Raw genomic sequence first — 14,157 nt, forward strand, 5'->3', positions numbered from 1 at the left:
CTCACGAGGTGCAGATGATGTTCCCCCGCATCTCTATGCAAGCAGCGTCCCCAGCCCTCCCTAATGGAGGCACAGAGGGGTTTTGATCCGGATGCGGGCGAATGGATAGGATACACGTTCAGGTCTGTGAGACTTAAGACGGAGATCGGTGCCGCAAATATCTCTCGCAGTTGACGATCGAATTTGGGTTGATTGCCTTGCACAGGATGATGGGTACTGGAACGGCCGCTCAGTGCTGTGATGTCCTCCTCAATTGCGGTACTGCTTGACGTGAGTGTCTTCCGCTGGTGGGAATGCGATGTGTGTTCGTCGCTCATCCTCTCGATTGTCTACGCCGGGACGTAGCCATACGACGGCAGCATCGCTCATTACATCTCGCGCCCCTGTTGAAGGAGGTAGAAATGTCCGACGAAATTGTCGATCAATCTGATGATCACATCTCCATAGACATCGGCCTAATTCAATTGGTCAATGAGGAAGGGCAAACGCTGATCCAGAAGGACTACCGCGTCGGCGGCGAGGTATGGCGCGTTCACAAATACGATCCCGACCCATTGCCATCTGCCCCTCACGCGCACTGCATCGATGGCCGAAAGCGGTTCGTCGGCTATAAGCTCCATCTCGGTACCGCCGAAGTCTTCCACAGCAACAATGACCCGACTGGATATCGGCTTGACCGCAAAGACTTCCTCCGGCTTTGCGAGCTAGTGTCCAAGAAGTTTTCCGCATCTGGTACTGCCTCTTGCGACCTGAGCCGAGTGATCCGCATAATCGGTCCGGCTGTTTTAGGGGATGAAGTTAGTGTAGTCGCGGAGAAATACTGCATCGGTCGAAGAAAAATTGTACTGCAACCGGCCACGATTTCCATGAATGTTGGAGCTGTTTCACTGGCGCGACTGGAAGAACCCTAGGAATTCACTGATTCGTTTGAACGGCTCGGCTCGGGTTCCAAGGTTTATTTCAACAATTCGCCGAGAACAAAGAACTTTGTCAAAGCCACCACGAACCGTGCTGTCGTTGGGCATCCTAAGAAGCGACAAGACTTCGCTCGGACCGCTCGGTGCATGCAGAGGAACGCCGACGATGCTGCTTCCGTTCAATCGAATGTCAAATGCTCCAGAGCAATAGCCCCCGCTGCTGTTCTCCATTTCGTAAACAACAAAATTGCGTTCCGGAAGGAACGCGTTCAACGCGCCGCGCAGCGCTCCCCCGTGATTGCGAATAACCAGATCGCGTTCAACGTTTAGGGGGTCCATTTCGTTTGGGGGAAGCGGCGATAACACCCCACGGGGATTTTCGCTACTCGCTATCCAATAGTTGTTCACTCCAACGCGCTCATAATCGGACGCGCTTGGAGCAGCAATTTCAGCCGTTCTCACGTCACTCAGAACGCGAATGTCGGTCGGAAGCGCAACGCGATAGAACGTTCCTAGGCCATCAACGACTGTGCTGCGCGCCCTAAAGTTCGTACCCCACCCGACGGCACAGAACGTCCCAAGAATTGCCCCGACTAAAATGGCAGATGCCAACAGCGCTGCGCGAGTAGACGACGGCGACAATGCTTTTGTTTTGGCTTTCTTCACGGCGATGGCCTGAGAGAAATTGTAGCGGGTAGGCGAAATTGATCGCAAGTCCGATACGATCCACTCTGCGAAATTGTCCGATAGACATTCGGCGTTGTTACTTTGTCGGCTATTTCGAAGCCTATAGTCTCGTCTTTGCCCGACACCATCCTAAAGATCAAACGGGCTTTCACGCGACATCCGACCAACCCCGAATTGTTTGAAAACACATCGATGTAGTTAAGCCCGGACCGCAGGTGGGGAAGAAAAGGTACTGTTAGAGGTAGTCTATTCAATTTGTCAGACGGATAGAGATTGTCGTCAATGTGGCGCGCTGCAATGAGCGGCAACAGCTTAGCCTGAGAGGCACTTGTATCGACCTCTCTGCATTCGAACGTCCAAACACAATCCCGATACGATCCAAAAACACGCGAGTTGTTCACGAAAATTCTTAGATCAGTCCTAACATCAAATTCGTCTAAGATCAGAACCGCGTCGAATACTGGTTCGGCCGCAATCCTTTTCAACCATGCGTTCTCATTTTCGTTCAGTGGCCGAAAAAAGGTTTGGATAAATTGCTCTACATTCGGCCGTGGCCCTGGGTATATGCGAAGCGTGAGCCAGATTGCCGTTGCAAACGTGGCGATCAAGCAGAGCGTGCCCGCAAGCCCACCCAAGATACGGGTCGGAATTTTGTACGGAACCTCGGTCGAGACGAACGGGACTTTGAGAAGGTCTGCACCCAACAAGTAGGCAACGGAAAGCCCTATCGCCGGCGTCACGAAAAAGGACGCAAGATTCTTCCAATCGTCGGCCAAGAGATCAAAAAGAAGCGGCTCAATTGGGATCAAGGGAAACCTCAAGAAAAGCTACCGATCAAAATGAAAGATGCATTGCGCTGTCGCGCTTGCGACCCAGCGTCTTTCATCCTGCGACATGATCCTATCTCAGAACGCCTACACCGCCGTGATTTGAATTTCAGCTCGCAAAACGTCATTCAAATTGAACAGCTGAAGATTCGCCGTGGTGGCCGGCACGGTTATCGCGATAGCCTCCCCGGGACCCAACGCGGCGCCGATATACGGCGTTGCTTTATCGTCCTCGGCTTCAATCGAGCCGTTGCTCGTTTTGGTTTCAACGTTTTTGATGACAAGAAGTGCAGGCAGTTTCCCCAGCGCGTTACTGAAGATCGTAACCTTAGTCGCCTTTGGCGCTACGACGGCGAATGTTGCAGTCATCAGCCTCTCCCTTGAGTTCTGGATCGACAACCTTAGCGCGAGATCAGTGGCGTGTCATGTGTTGCCGGTCACGCTCGGCCGGCCCCCAACCTAAGCTTTCAGCCCTCGTTGGCGCCGCGCGCGGCTTACTTCTTCGTCGGCCCCGCGATCGGCTGGAGGGGGCGAGAGCGCTGCAAACTCCGTCTCCTGCTTGCCGAAGCGCCAGGAGACGGCGCTTAGTTCAAGCGGCACAGCGGCATGCGGGGGATAGGTCGGATAAACGGAACAAAAAAGCAACTTACCCTTGCCCGGAACTCTCAACCAATGGATACATGATAGGTAAGAAACAACGTGTGATTCGTCCCTTTAGTTTGGAAAATTAGTGATGGCAAAGAATTCCAACGTAAGATCCGGTGGTCCAGCCCGCGTCCGCTTAGTCGTCCTGGACGCTGAAATTCCCGATGGCGATCTCGCCTCCTTTAACCAGGTTCTTCAAAACGCGCTCCGCGGCCCGGGCACGACTATCGTGCAGCAACGCGTGAATGGTGTGGCTGCAAAAACTCTCACCCATCAGCCGGTAGCAGAGATTGATGCGCAAGCAGAGGAAGTCGTGGATGACCTCGTTGAAGAGGAAGTCGATGCCAATCCTCAGCCTGCAAAGCCGCGTGCAAAGCGCACGCCGCCGAAGAGCCCGAACGTCGTACCACTGGACATGCATGCGCCAATCTCTCTGGCGACCTTCGCACAGGGCAAAGATTCAAAGAGCCAGCAGAAGCGCTACATGATCGCGGCGGCTTGGTTGAAAGAATGCCGGGGCCTGGACGCCGTAAACGGCGATCACATGTTTACCTGCTTCAAGTCTATGGGTTGGTCCACCAACATCCCGGACTTTACCCAGCCACTGCGCGTTCTGAAGGCCAAGTACAAATACTTCGATAAGTCGGACAAGGGATATGAAATCAATCATATCGGCCTGGATCACGTGAACAAGCTCGGCGGCAACAATGGAGCTGCGTGACCTAGTCGACCAGGTCAGCGGCTTCGATAGCGCGGCACCAAAAGACAAAATTAAGCTCTTTGCCTGGTGGCTTCACGTCCACGACGGCAAGGAGTTCTTTAGCCCTGCCGACATTCGCGCTTGCTTCGACAAGATCCACATCGATGAACCGGCAGCGCTCGCAACCTATCTCACTAGGATGGCGGACGCCAAGGACCTGCTGCCCGAACGGGGGAAGTACAAACTGGCCAGAACGGTCCGGGCTGAGTTGGACAAGAAGTATGGCCTTCACCCAAGCATTCAGGCGGTGAGCAAACTTCTCACCGACCTATCGGACAAAGTGCCGGACATTGCGGAGAAGGTCTTTCTTGCCGAGGCCATCGATTGCTACCGCGTTAAAGCCTACCGCGCCTGTATTGTGATGACCTGGAACTTAGCCTTCGACCATCTGCTGAATTGGATATTGAAGGACCCTGCACGTTTGGCCGCGATCAATGCTGCAATATCGGTGAAGTTTCAAAAGACTCCGAAGAAGGCCAGTATCGTTATCAATAGTTACGACGACTTCGCCGACGACCTAAAGGAGTTCGAAATCATTGAGCTGTGCAAGAGCGCTAACCTACTCAGTGACAACCTCGTCAGGACGTTAAAAGAGAAGCTGGGCAAGAGAAACATAGCGGCTCACCCATCCACTATGGTTATCGCTCAACCTCAAGCCGACGACGTGGTGTCCGACCTGGTCAACAACGTGGTGCTGGCGCTGACGTAAGAAGTAGCCGGCTCAACAAGCGATCCCGTTCCAGCACTTCGCTGCCCATAGCCAGTCGCACATCAACGATGAAGGCGGCAACGCTGGGCAGCTTGTCACGGCCAACGAGGGACCACTTCGCCGCCTTGCGGATCGCGTAGAGCGGGAAGTCTTCGAGGTAGTGGCACCGCTCCGCCACCTGCAGGGTCAGTTTGGCCTGGTCTCCGGTGTAGAGTTTCGGGCGGACGTATGTGTGGTTCACACATCAGGGCTTCGCCCTGATGGTGATGGTGAGAGGGCAAACGCTGATCCACAGGGACTACCGCGTCGGCGGCGAGGTATGGCGCGTTCACAAATACGATCCCGACCCATTTAGGTCGAGGGCTCGATCACGCTGCTCCGGCTAGCGGAAGATTAATCTGCTCAACCGAGCCACTTGTCCCGGTTTTCCGAAGAAGCGGCTGGTCCATGATGACGCCATCTGTAAATGGCCTAATGCAAACTAGCGATTGCGCTGGATGTGCCTGCTCAATTCAACGGCTGCCTCATACGCTGCATCGAGTGCCGTCGGCCGATCGGAGAAACCGGCCCACGCGCCTTCAGGATCTATCAGAGCCTTGATCGCATAGCTGACAATCTCAAGCGCGCCGCTGTCCTCTTTCAGGCCGAGAAGATCAACCACCTTCAGAAGTCGGTCCGCGGCCGCAGGATGGGTCTGGCTTTCCGCGTGCGGCACACATTCGAACTGACTGATCCAGACGATGCCGCTGAAAATACCGACCGCGGCTCCCTCAAGGGCGAGCTCATCAGCGGATGGATGCGCACGGGCCTGCCGGTTTGGGTCGGCAGTCAGGGCGCCCTTCAGCCATAGCGTCGCTGTCTCGTCGGCTTCGTATTCGCGCCGGAAGTGCTCCCCCTGCTGGATACCGGTCTGATCGAGATGCTTCTTCACCAGATGCGCAAGTTCGTGACGGATGATCCAACCGAGCGCGCGGAGGAACAGCGCGTTTCCGTTACGATCATCCTCTGACGTGGGATCGGCCGTAGGCACCGGCGCCCAGTCACCTTGCACCCAGTGCTCAAAGGGCTTCTTCGCAAGGCGGAGCGACAGCTCGAACAGTTCGAGGCCCATTCGTGCCTCCGGGTAGTTGGAGAGCATCAGCCGCCTATCGTCGCCCGGTTCAAGCTTCCGCTGCGCTTCGAACATCACCCGGGCGACCCGTGCAATCGCATGCGATGCGGCCCAGAGGCTCGCGATTCCGTTCCAGGTGATGGCGACATGGGGAGGGGGCGAGAGCGCTGCAAACTCCGCCTCCTGCTTGCCGAAGCGCCAGGAGACGGCGCTTAGTTCAAGCGGCACAGCGGCAGGGTCCACTCCTGCAGTAGCCGCCGCCCGGTCGTACACCTCCCGGATCACTGGTTCGAATTGCTGAAATAGTGTCTCCAAAAACAAGGGTTGCTCTGTCATGTCAAAAGCAACTGTCTCAACTCACGATACGACTCTGAAAAGCCAATATCATTTTCGAGTGGGAACGAGGCAAGTGGCCCACTCTCTGATAGGAGGCGAAACATGATTTGCCGACCGAGCATTAGAACTCGCAGACAGTGCTCAGCATCCTCTCGATCCGTGACGAGGATAAAATTCGCTCCAGTCGCAATCGGCTCAACTTTCACCGTAAAGACTTTATAGTCGAGCAACGCGTCACTCGGAGCGAACATTGCCGCAAGAAATCCGTTCTGTTCCAAGATGTATGGCTCGATAACAAAGTAGATGAACGGCGTGATTGTCCGGCCATCGTTCTCCCGAGTGAGACGGAAACGGACGTCAAATTTCGTCTTACTGCCGGGCCCAGCCAGGTTGTTGAACTCGTAAACTCGCCCGATCTCATTGTACTTGTCCGTCGATATTTCCCACGGCGACACTTCGACAGAAACCTTCGGCCGGGCTTGCTGATCGTTTCCGGCCGGCTTTTCATGGATAGGTGGCTTTTGTTTCGCGAGCTCTGAAGTGATCTCTTGGATCGCTTCGTCATCGGTCGTGTGTTGAACGACCGCGGCCTCGCGTGACATGCGATCGAGCGCCGCATCGTAGAGTTGGCGGATGCTGTACACCGGCTCCCGTTCAGTTGCCTGCGGGTGAAGGTCACGGAGAACCTCAGCGATAGCGACGATGTCGCCCGAATTGATCTTGGCTTCAATTTCCTGAGCTAGTTCCGACCAAGTAGTATTTATGCTCGCGCGCGCCCTCCCTTTAAGGGTTTCGAATGCCTTTTTTACGAGTGCCGGTTCGGACAGCTTCCGCATACCCACGTTCGCGATTTTCGCGGTGGGCACGCGCAGCGTCATCTTGTCCTTGATGAAATTGATCACGAACAGCTGCATCTTGGCGCCCGCGATCTCCTGGTCCTCAATCGCGAGGATCTGGCCGACGCCATGCGCCGGATAGACCACGTACTCATTCACTCCAAAGCCGCCGCTCTCCAGGATCGGGGCCTTCGGTGGCTCTGATCGGTTCCATTCATATGGCGATCTAGGAGGCCGAGGGCTTTCCGGCGCCTTTGGTCCTTCCGGTGCCTTGCCAGGAGGCCTCCAGTCAGGATGCTTCAATTCTCCTGCCGAGACCTGGGCGGCCAAGTGGTTCTTCTGAGGCCGCGTTGACCCTGCGAGGCGCTTGCCCTGCTCGATCAGATAGCCGATGGAAAACGACCAGACCTGCTCGCTGATGGTCACAAAGAACGATTCCCCGGCCTTCCTGTAGTGGGTACGGAGGTAGTGCAGCTCGGGATCGAAGCGACGGTAGATGACGACAAATTCTTCCGGCTTGCCGTCCCGGTCGCTGAAGCGGAAATAGTGCTTCATGTACACGTCGTCCGCGTCGACGACGGCGAACTCCTGAAGCTTAGAGCCGAGCAGGGGGTTCAACAGGCGCTCGATGTCCCGGCGTCCCCCGCCTCCGAACAGATCGCTAAAGAACCCCATCGCTCCCCACCCTGATCGAACCGCGTTCTCTCGACGCGGGAACCAAAGGACTATTGCACGCCAAACGGCGGTCATCAAACCGTTCATAACCGGGCAGTACGAGCGAAAGCCAAGGGCTGAGAACATTTTCGCTTTGCTCCAAGAACTGCTGTCTCGATGCTCCGCCGCCTTTTAAGGGATGAAATGACGAGCTGGTCTTCGAACCCGCACGGACCCTGTAAGTACTAAAAGGTACTTCTTCTGACGTCTTGAGGAGAAGCAGTTGGAGCGAAGTCGCTAGGCCGTGAACTCATAAATCTGCCGGGCGGATGTTTTGCGAGGTCCGCTATGCCCGATAGCCGACGAATTATTGCACAGCAGCTGAACGACGCTATGTGCCAAAAACGGTCATCAAGGACAATGTCGCAACTGGACCCACCCGCCTCGTCGGCGCTACCAGGCGCAAGTAGCTGATCAGGTGCATCCACGCTTTCCGACGGCCTTGTTCAGTTAAGCCATACATATGATCATGCCGTGCATAGCCGCCGGCATCATCGCCTCGGTTCGGCAGCCCGGATAGGAGCGTCCGTTTCCTCGTGGAGGATGCGTTCGGCAGCCCCGTCCAGATCGTCGTACTGCCCGGCGTTGAGCGACCACATGAACGCTGCGAGAGCCGTGAGCCCGAGCCCGAATGCGATCGGTATCAGGTAAAAGTAATCTTTCATTCGGCAGCCTCCAGAATGGCTGCCGCCGAGATTGTGTCCGGGGCAGCGCTGGCCATTATCCCCTCCCCGCTTTTAATTGCCTCGCGCTAGGACTCGGGGCGTATCGTCCGGTACGCGTGCCAGCTTCCATGTCCCAGCACCGGGAAAATGACGATCATTCCCAGCAATCCGGTCGCGATGCCGATCACAATCAGCACCAGCATGATTGCCGCCCAGGTCAACATCACGGGCAGATTGTGCCAGACCAGCGCCATGCTGGTACCCATGGCGGTCAAGGCGTCCGTGCGCTCCGTTAGCAGCATCGGGATGGAGAAGGCGCTGATGGCAAATGCAAACGCCGCAAACAGGCCCCCGACGACGCTGCCGATCAGCAACAACGCCAAGCCGGCCTCTGTCGAGAACAGCATGGGAATGATGCGGTCGGGGCCGGGAAAAGGGCGGAGGCCAAAAAACAGCGCATACAGGATGACAGCGGCGCGCATCCACAACAGCGTCAGCAGAAAGAGCAGCACCCCTGCGAATAGAACCTGACCGCCGGACTCCGGCCTGACGTAGACCATCTGCCACAGGTTGACGGGTCTACCTTCCGCGATGCGCCGGCTCTTTTCGTACAGTCCGATTCCGATTATCGGACCGACGACCATGAAACCGGCAAACGCCGGGAGCAAGATGTAGTCCCAGCGAAGCGCGAACAGGCCGAAGACGGTGACGACGGAGACCAGAAACACCAGGAGCCCGTAACTGATGCTGGCTCCCGGATAGATTGTGAAGTCGCGCCAGCCGGCCGCGAGCCAATCCAAAGCGGCTGCGGGAGCGACGTTTCGCGTCCAGGTCCGCGCGCGCGGCAGAGGTGGAACAACGGCCGGTATTATCGGTGTCATCGTTGATCTCCCTGCTGTCTCATCGCGGCGTGCACGACGATCGTGCCGCGCTGAACTTTCCATCCTTCGCAGAGCTCTCGCCCTGGCGCACATGCGCGACGCATTCCGGTTGCGACATGATGGCCACATAGACGAGGTGCGAATTGGCGATCAGTAGCAGAAACAGCCCGGCGCCGATCGCGACCCAAAGAACGGCCTTTGTTCTGACATGCCTCGTCGCCGCGCTAGCCCCGCTCATCGTTGCCCCCGGCGAAGGTCGAACAGATAGAGTGCAAGAATTTTGCGGTCGAGCGGAGAGAGTCTTCCGTCCCAACTTGGCATGTGGCCTTGCCGGCCGCCCCACACCGTCTCGTAAACCGACTCGGCGTCGCCGCCGTAAATCCAGGATCGGTCCGTCAGGTCCGGTGCACCGAGATCGGCTTTGCCCTTGGCGTCGTCGCCATGGCAGGTGACGCAATTGGCGGCGAAAGCGGCCTTGCCGGCCTCGATTTTCGCCACGGGCACTGCTTTCGCGACAGCGGGATCGGAAAGGCTGCGCACGTAAGTTACGACGTCGTCGATCTCGCCCTTCTTGAGCATCTGATCGCGCCCGAACGCCATCATTTGCGACGTCCGGGTTTGCGGATGAGCGGAATTGATGCCGACGCGGATCGTTTCGGCGATGTTTTCGGGATCGCCGCCCCAAAGCCATGACGCCGTCGTCAGGTTCGGGAAGCCCTTGCCGCCCTGTGCGTTCGATCCATGACATGGCGCACAGTTGTCACCGAACAGCGTTCGACCGGTCTGCCGTACCTTTTCCATCAAACGGGGATCGGCCTGGATTTCCTTGAAGCCCTCAGCCTCAATGGGTCTGGACCAGGCGCCGCGCTCAAGCGCGGCCTGCGCCAGGCTTTCGCTGACGGTGGTGCGCTGATCGATGCCGAGCAGGCCCTTGGTATAGGTCACCCCGAGCGGCCATGCCGGCATCAGCACCCAGTAAACGACGGAGAACAAGGCCGTTACAATCAGGAAGAAATAGACCGGCCGGGGTACCGGCGTATTCAATTCCTTGATGCCGTTCCATTCGTGACCGGTGGTCATATGGCCGCTATGGGGATCGCGTTCGCCTACTGCCATGGCTGATCCCTGTGCGGCTTGTCCTCGTGCCCGAGAATCGATTGTGCCGCGTCGTCGAACTGCTTCTTGTTCGACGGCCAGTACGCGTAGGCGACGATGACGATCGAAAGCGCGATCAGGTAGAACAAACCGAATGACTTCGAGAACCAGACCACAAAATCATTGTCCATGATCAACCTCCCGCCGCGGCGACTGGCTTATGCGCAGCGTCAGTCAGCTTGCCGAGAATTTGCAGGTAAGCGACCAAAGCATCGAGTTCGGTCAGTTCGCCCGGCTTGCCGTCGAAGGCGCGCACATTGGTCGCCGCGCCGTACCGCTTGGTAACCCCTTCGGCGTAGGGCGTATCGGGCGCCGCCTGTCCGTAGGCATCGGACTTCGCGTTGGCAATCATGTCATCGGTGTAGGGCACGCCGACCTTGCGAAGCGCAGCCAGATGCGCGCCGAGGTCGTCATGGCGCAGTTCAGTGCGACCGAGCCACGAATAATGCGGCATCACCGATTCCGGGACGACGTCCCGAGGGTTGTTGAGGTGCCGCACGTGCCATTCGTCCGAATACTTGTTGCCCATGCGCGCGAGGTCCGGCCCGGTCCGCTTCGATCCCCAGAGCATGGGATGATCGTATTTGGATTCAACGGCGAGCGAATAAGGGCCGTAGCGTTCCACTTCGTCGCGCAACGTCCGGATCATCTGCGAATGGCAGGCGTAGCAGCCTTCCCGGATGTAGATATTGCGGCCTGCGATCTCGAGCGGCGTGTAAACCCGCATGCCCGGGGCGTCTTCGACCGTCTGATGGATCGTGAACAACGGTATGATCTCGACCGCACCGCCGATGCCGGCAACGCCGATGATGGCGACGACTAAGCCGATGGTCTTGCGCTCGAGCCGATAATGCAGGTTGAACATGCCGGGTCACTCCGCCGGTTGAGGCGCAGAAACGCCTGCGAGCGCGGGAACGGGACGATCGGCAACCCGCTCATCGGCCGGCTGACCGGCCGTCCGTATCGTCATCCAGATGTTGTAGCATGCGACCAATGCGCCGATCAGGAACAGCAGGCCGCCGATAGCGCGAGCGATATAATAGGGATGCATCGCAACCAGGGTGTCGACAAAGGAATAAGCAAGTGTTCCGCTTTCATTGTAGGTCCGCCACATCAGCCCCTGGATGATACCGGAATTCCACATCGCGAAGACGTAGATCACTGTTCCGGCAAGGGCGAGCCAGAAGTGCACTTCCACCAGCCTGGCCGAATACATCCGTTCGCGCTTCCAAAGCCACGGCACTGACGCATAGATCGCGCCGAAGGTGATCATTGCGACCCAGCCGAGCGCGCCAACGTGCACGTGGCCGACGGTCCAGTCGGTATAGTGCGACAGCGAGTTGACCGTGCGAATGGCCATGAACGAGCCTTCGAACGTGACCAGGCCGTAGAACGCGGCCGCGGCCATCATGAAGCGCAGGGTCGCATCGTCGCGCACCTTGTGCCAGGCGCCATTCAGCGTCAGCAGCGCGTTGCCGGCCGATGCCCATGAAGGAACCAGCAGCATGACCGAAAACGTCATGCCGAGCGTCTGGACCCATTGCGGAAGCGCAGTGTAGTGCAGGTGGTGCGAACCCGCCCACATGTACATGAACGTGATGCCCCAGAAGCTGATGATCGACAGCCGATAGGAGAAGATCGGGCGGCCGGCACGCACCGGAAGGTAGTAGTACATCATGCCGAGGAAACCCGCGGTCAGGAAGAACGCGACCGCATTATGCCCGTACCACCACTGCGTCATCGCATCCTGCACACCGGAAAATGCCGAATAGCTCTTGGCATGACCGAATGAAACCGGGACGGCGAGGTTGTTGACGATATGGAGAACAGCCACGACCAGGATGAAGGCCATGTAGTACCAGTTCGACACGTAGATATGCGGCTCCTTCCGGCGAGCCAGTGTGCGCAGATAGATGATGAAATAGGTCACCCACACAATTACCAGCCAAATGTCGGCATACCACTCCGGTTCGGCGTACTCCTTCGACTGCGTGACGCCCATCAGGTAGCCGGTTGCGGCGATGACGCAGAACAGGTTGTAGCCAAGCAGCACGAACCACGGACTCAACTGGTCCGGCAGGCGCGCACGCGAGGTTCGTTGCAGCACGTAGAAGGACGTAGCGATCAGCGCATTGCCGCCGAAGCCGAAGATCACGCCGGAGGTATGCACCGGACGGAGGCGGCCGAAGCTCGACCAGGCGGCGTCGAATGTCAGGTTCGGATTGACAAGCTGCCATGCAATCCAGTCACCGACAAAAAGACCCGCGACGACCCACACCATGGCGAGGACTATCCCCATTCGGCTGGGATCGTCGAAATAGCGGTCGAGCCGGCTGTCGTCAGGCTCGGGTGCGTAGTAGCTGGAGATGACGCCAAACGCACCGGCAATGCCGGCAAGCAACACGATGGCGCCATGGATGCCTAGCGGGTCGCCGTGCCCGGCAGCCCCCATCGCGAGCCCACACAAGGAAATCGCGAGTAGAATGATAAGCGCAAGCTGTCGTTCGTTTTTTGTGAGCCCGGCGACCATCCTGTAACTCCCGGCGAAGGGGGATGCCAGCAGTTTCTACCAATCCCTGAAAGCCGCTTGATCCACATCAAGGAACCGCAAATTGTCCCTGCGCTGCAATACAATAGAGAGGCAACGTCCGCCGCGTCAGCGCATTCGCACATGCGCCTTGTAATGACCGGGGCAGACTCGAAGGCACTTCCGAGGCAAATCTTCGGAACAGCAACTTGCTGCGCTTGAACGTGTCCCAACGGCGGGTTGATGGCGCTGCCCGAGACGTGATTCAAGCTCCGAAACCGGAGCCCTTGAACCATGCGCTACGAACTCAGCGATTATGAATGGACCGCCATCAAGCCGATGCTACCCAACAAGCCGCGCGGCGTTCCGAGGGTAAATGACCGTCGCGTACTCAATGGCATCTTTTGGGTCCTCAGTTCAGGTGCGCCATGGCGCGATCTGCCAGCGACCTATGGTCCCCGCACCACTTGTTACAATCGCTTCGTTCGTTGGCGGCGGGCGGGCGTCTGGGACCAGATCATGGTTGTGCTGGCCGCCGGTCATGACGCGGCGGTGCAGATGATCGATACTTCCGTCGTCCGGGTGCACCAGCATGGAGCCTGTATCGCGGACAACAATCACCAGGATATGGGCCGGTCGCGAGGCGGCCTGACCAGCAAGATTCACGCGGTGGTCGACACCAATGGCCTGCCGGTCCATCTCGCTCTCACGCCCGGTGAGGCGCACGACAATCGGCTGTGTTCGGCTCTCCTCAGCGCATTGCTTCCCAAAACGATGTTGCTCGCGGATCGCGGCTACGACGCCGACTGGATCAGGGAGCTTGCCCGCCAGCAAGGAGCATGGGCGAACATCCCACCCAAACGAAATCGCAAGGATCCGATCTGCTTCAGCCCGTATCTGTATCGCGCGCGCAATCTGGTCGAACGGTTCTTCAACAAGATCAAGCAGTGTCGGCGTGTCGCGACCCGATATGACAAACTCGCGGCCAACTATCTGGCGTTCGTCAAACTCGCATCAATCCGAATTTGGTTGCGCGCTAATGAGTCCGCGCCCTAGTACCGCTCGGCAGGGAAAGCGGACTCAAGTTGTTTAGATTTAAGCAGAGTTGCAAGGACATGAGCAGGAATGAATAGGTAAATGGGCTTACAGCGGTGTTGATGCGCTCATCAAGTGCGGACGATATTCCCCCGCATCTGTATGCAGACAACGTCCCCAGCCCTCCCTAATGGAGGCACAGGGGTATTCTACTTGCGGAGGAGCAATTGGACCACAGAGTATTGCGGACAGGCCAAGGGAACGATCTTCGCTTCGCGCGCGTGCCCCTTACTTTTGAGCCTGAGACGCATACGAAGCTATTCGCTCTGAAGAATAATAAAACCGTTGCACA

The 14,157-nt window shown here is 57.5% G+C and carries 16 protein-coding genes; 4 read left to right on the forward strand and 12 right to left on the reverse strand.

The window, feature by feature from the left end; translation table 11 throughout:
* Positions 1–401: 401 nt before the first annotated feature.
* Entirely contained in the window at positions 402–911 is a 510-nt protein-coding gene (locus AC0L30_RS20925) for a hypothetical protein (protein WP_473405062.1), read from the forward strand.
* On the opposite strand, the gene AC0L30_RS20930 is transcribed toward AC0L30_RS20925, so the two are convergent.
* From AC0L30_RS20930 to AC0L30_RS20940, 3 genes are all read right to left on the reverse strand, one after another.
* The gene (locus tag AC0L30_RS20930) at positions 885–1,583 is read right to left on the reverse strand and encodes a hypothetical protein (protein ID WP_473405063.1); all 699 of its coding nucleotides are present in this window, start codon (positions 1,581–1,583) and stop codon (positions 885–887) included. The genes AC0L30_RS20925 and AC0L30_RS20930 overlap by 27 nt on opposite strands.
* Positions 1,580–2,413, reverse strand: coding sequence for a hypothetical protein (locus tag AC0L30_RS20935; protein ID WP_473405064.1), 834 nt, complete (start codon positions 2,411–2,413; stop codon positions 1,580–1,582). The genes AC0L30_RS20930 and AC0L30_RS20935 overlap by 4 nt, the downstream gene beginning before the upstream one ends.
* Before the next feature lie 105 nt (positions 2,414–2,518).
* Entirely contained in the window at positions 2,519–2,800 is a 282-nt protein-coding gene (locus AC0L30_RS20940) for a hypothetical protein (protein WP_473405065.1), read from the reverse strand.
* Between the two features lie 364 nt (positions 2,801–3,164).
* Here AC0L30_RS20940 and AC0L30_RS20945 point away from each other — a divergent pair, with 364 nt between their 5' ends.
* Positions 3,165–3,797, forward strand: a complete 633-nt coding sequence (locus AC0L30_RS20945) for a hypothetical protein (RefSeq protein ID WP_473405066.1) — start codon at positions 3,165–3,167, stop codon at positions 3,795–3,797.
* Positions 3,784–4,545 carry a hypothetical protein gene (locus tag AC0L30_RS20950; RefSeq protein ID WP_473405067.1) on the forward strand — a complete coding sequence of 254 codons (762 nt, stop codon included), beginning with the start codon at positions 3,784–3,786 and terminating at the stop codon, positions 4,543–4,545. Before AC0L30_RS20945 ends, AC0L30_RS20950 begins: the two co-directional genes overlap by 14 nt.
* 481 nt (positions 4,546–5,026) lie before the next feature.
* Here AC0L30_RS20950 and AC0L30_RS20955 read toward each other — a convergent pair whose 3' ends face one another.
* The 9 genes from AC0L30_RS20955 to ccoN form a co-directional block, all read right to left on the reverse strand.
* The gene (locus tag AC0L30_RS20955) at positions 5,027–5,992 is read right to left on the reverse strand and encodes a phage exclusion protein Lit family protein (RefSeq protein ID WP_473405068.1); all 966 of its coding nucleotides are present in this window, start codon (positions 5,990–5,992) and stop codon (positions 5,027–5,029) included.
* The gene (locus AC0L30_RS20960) at positions 5,989–7,503 is read right to left on the reverse strand and encodes a CarD family transcriptional regulator (protein WP_473405069.1); all 1,515 of its coding nucleotides are present in this window, start codon (positions 7,501–7,503) and stop codon (positions 5,989–5,991) included. Before AC0L30_RS20960 ends, AC0L30_RS20955 begins: the two co-directional genes overlap by 4 nt.
* A gap of 530 nt (positions 7,504–8,033) precedes the next feature.
* On the reverse strand, positions 8,034–8,207 hold the full coding sequence (gene ccoS, locus AC0L30_RS20965) for a cbb3-type cytochrome oxidase assembly protein CcoS (RefSeq protein WP_473405070.1): 174 nt from the start codon (positions 8,205–8,207) through the stop codon (positions 8,034–8,036).
* Positions 8,208–8,293: 86 nt separating this feature from the next.
* Entirely contained in the window at positions 8,294–9,088 is a 795-nt protein-coding gene (locus AC0L30_RS20970) for a DUF2189 domain-containing protein (RefSeq protein ID WP_473405071.1), read from the reverse strand.
* Between the two features lie 19 nt (positions 9,089–9,107).
* Positions 9,108–9,326, reverse strand: a complete 219-nt coding sequence (locus AC0L30_RS20975; protein WP_473405072.1) for a hypothetical protein — start codon at positions 9,324–9,326, stop codon at positions 9,108–9,110.
* Positions 9,323–10,204 carry a cytochrome-c oxidase, cbb3-type subunit III gene (gene ccoP / locus AC0L30_RS20980; protein ID WP_473405073.1) on the reverse strand — a complete coding sequence of 294 codons (882 nt, stop codon included), beginning with the start codon at positions 10,202–10,204 and terminating at the stop codon, positions 9,323–9,325. The genes AC0L30_RS20975 and ccoP overlap by 4 nt, the downstream gene beginning before the upstream one ends.
* Positions 10,195–10,374: a cbb3-type cytochrome oxidase subunit 3 gene (locus AC0L30_RS20985; RefSeq protein WP_473405074.1), complete on the reverse strand. Its 180-nt coding sequence runs from the start codon at positions 10,372–10,374 to the stop codon at positions 10,195–10,197. The genes ccoP and AC0L30_RS20985 overlap by 10 nt, the downstream gene beginning before the upstream one ends.
* Before the next feature lie 2 nt (positions 10,375–10,376).
* The gene (gene ccoO, locus AC0L30_RS20990; protein ID WP_473405075.1) at positions 10,377–11,108 is read right to left on the reverse strand and encodes a cytochrome-c oxidase, cbb3-type subunit II; all 732 of its coding nucleotides are present in this window, start codon (positions 11,106–11,108) and stop codon (positions 10,377–10,379) included.
* Positions 11,109–11,114: 6 nt separating this feature from the next.
* On the reverse strand, positions 11,115–12,773 hold the full coding sequence (gene ccoN / locus AC0L30_RS20995) for a cytochrome-c oxidase, cbb3-type subunit I (protein WP_473405076.1): 1,659 nt from the start codon (positions 12,771–12,773) through the stop codon (positions 11,115–11,117).
* Positions 12,774–13,064: 291 nt separating this feature from the next.
* Between ccoN and AC0L30_RS21000 the strand changes: the two genes are divergently transcribed.
* Entirely contained in the window at positions 13,065–13,826 is a 762-nt protein-coding gene (locus AC0L30_RS21000) for an IS5 family transposase (protein WP_473405077.1), read from the forward strand.
* The last annotated feature ends 331 nt before the right edge of the window (positions 13,827–14,157 follow it).

It is taken from the genome of Bradyrhizobium sp. MI1.11, assembly GCF_055811255.1.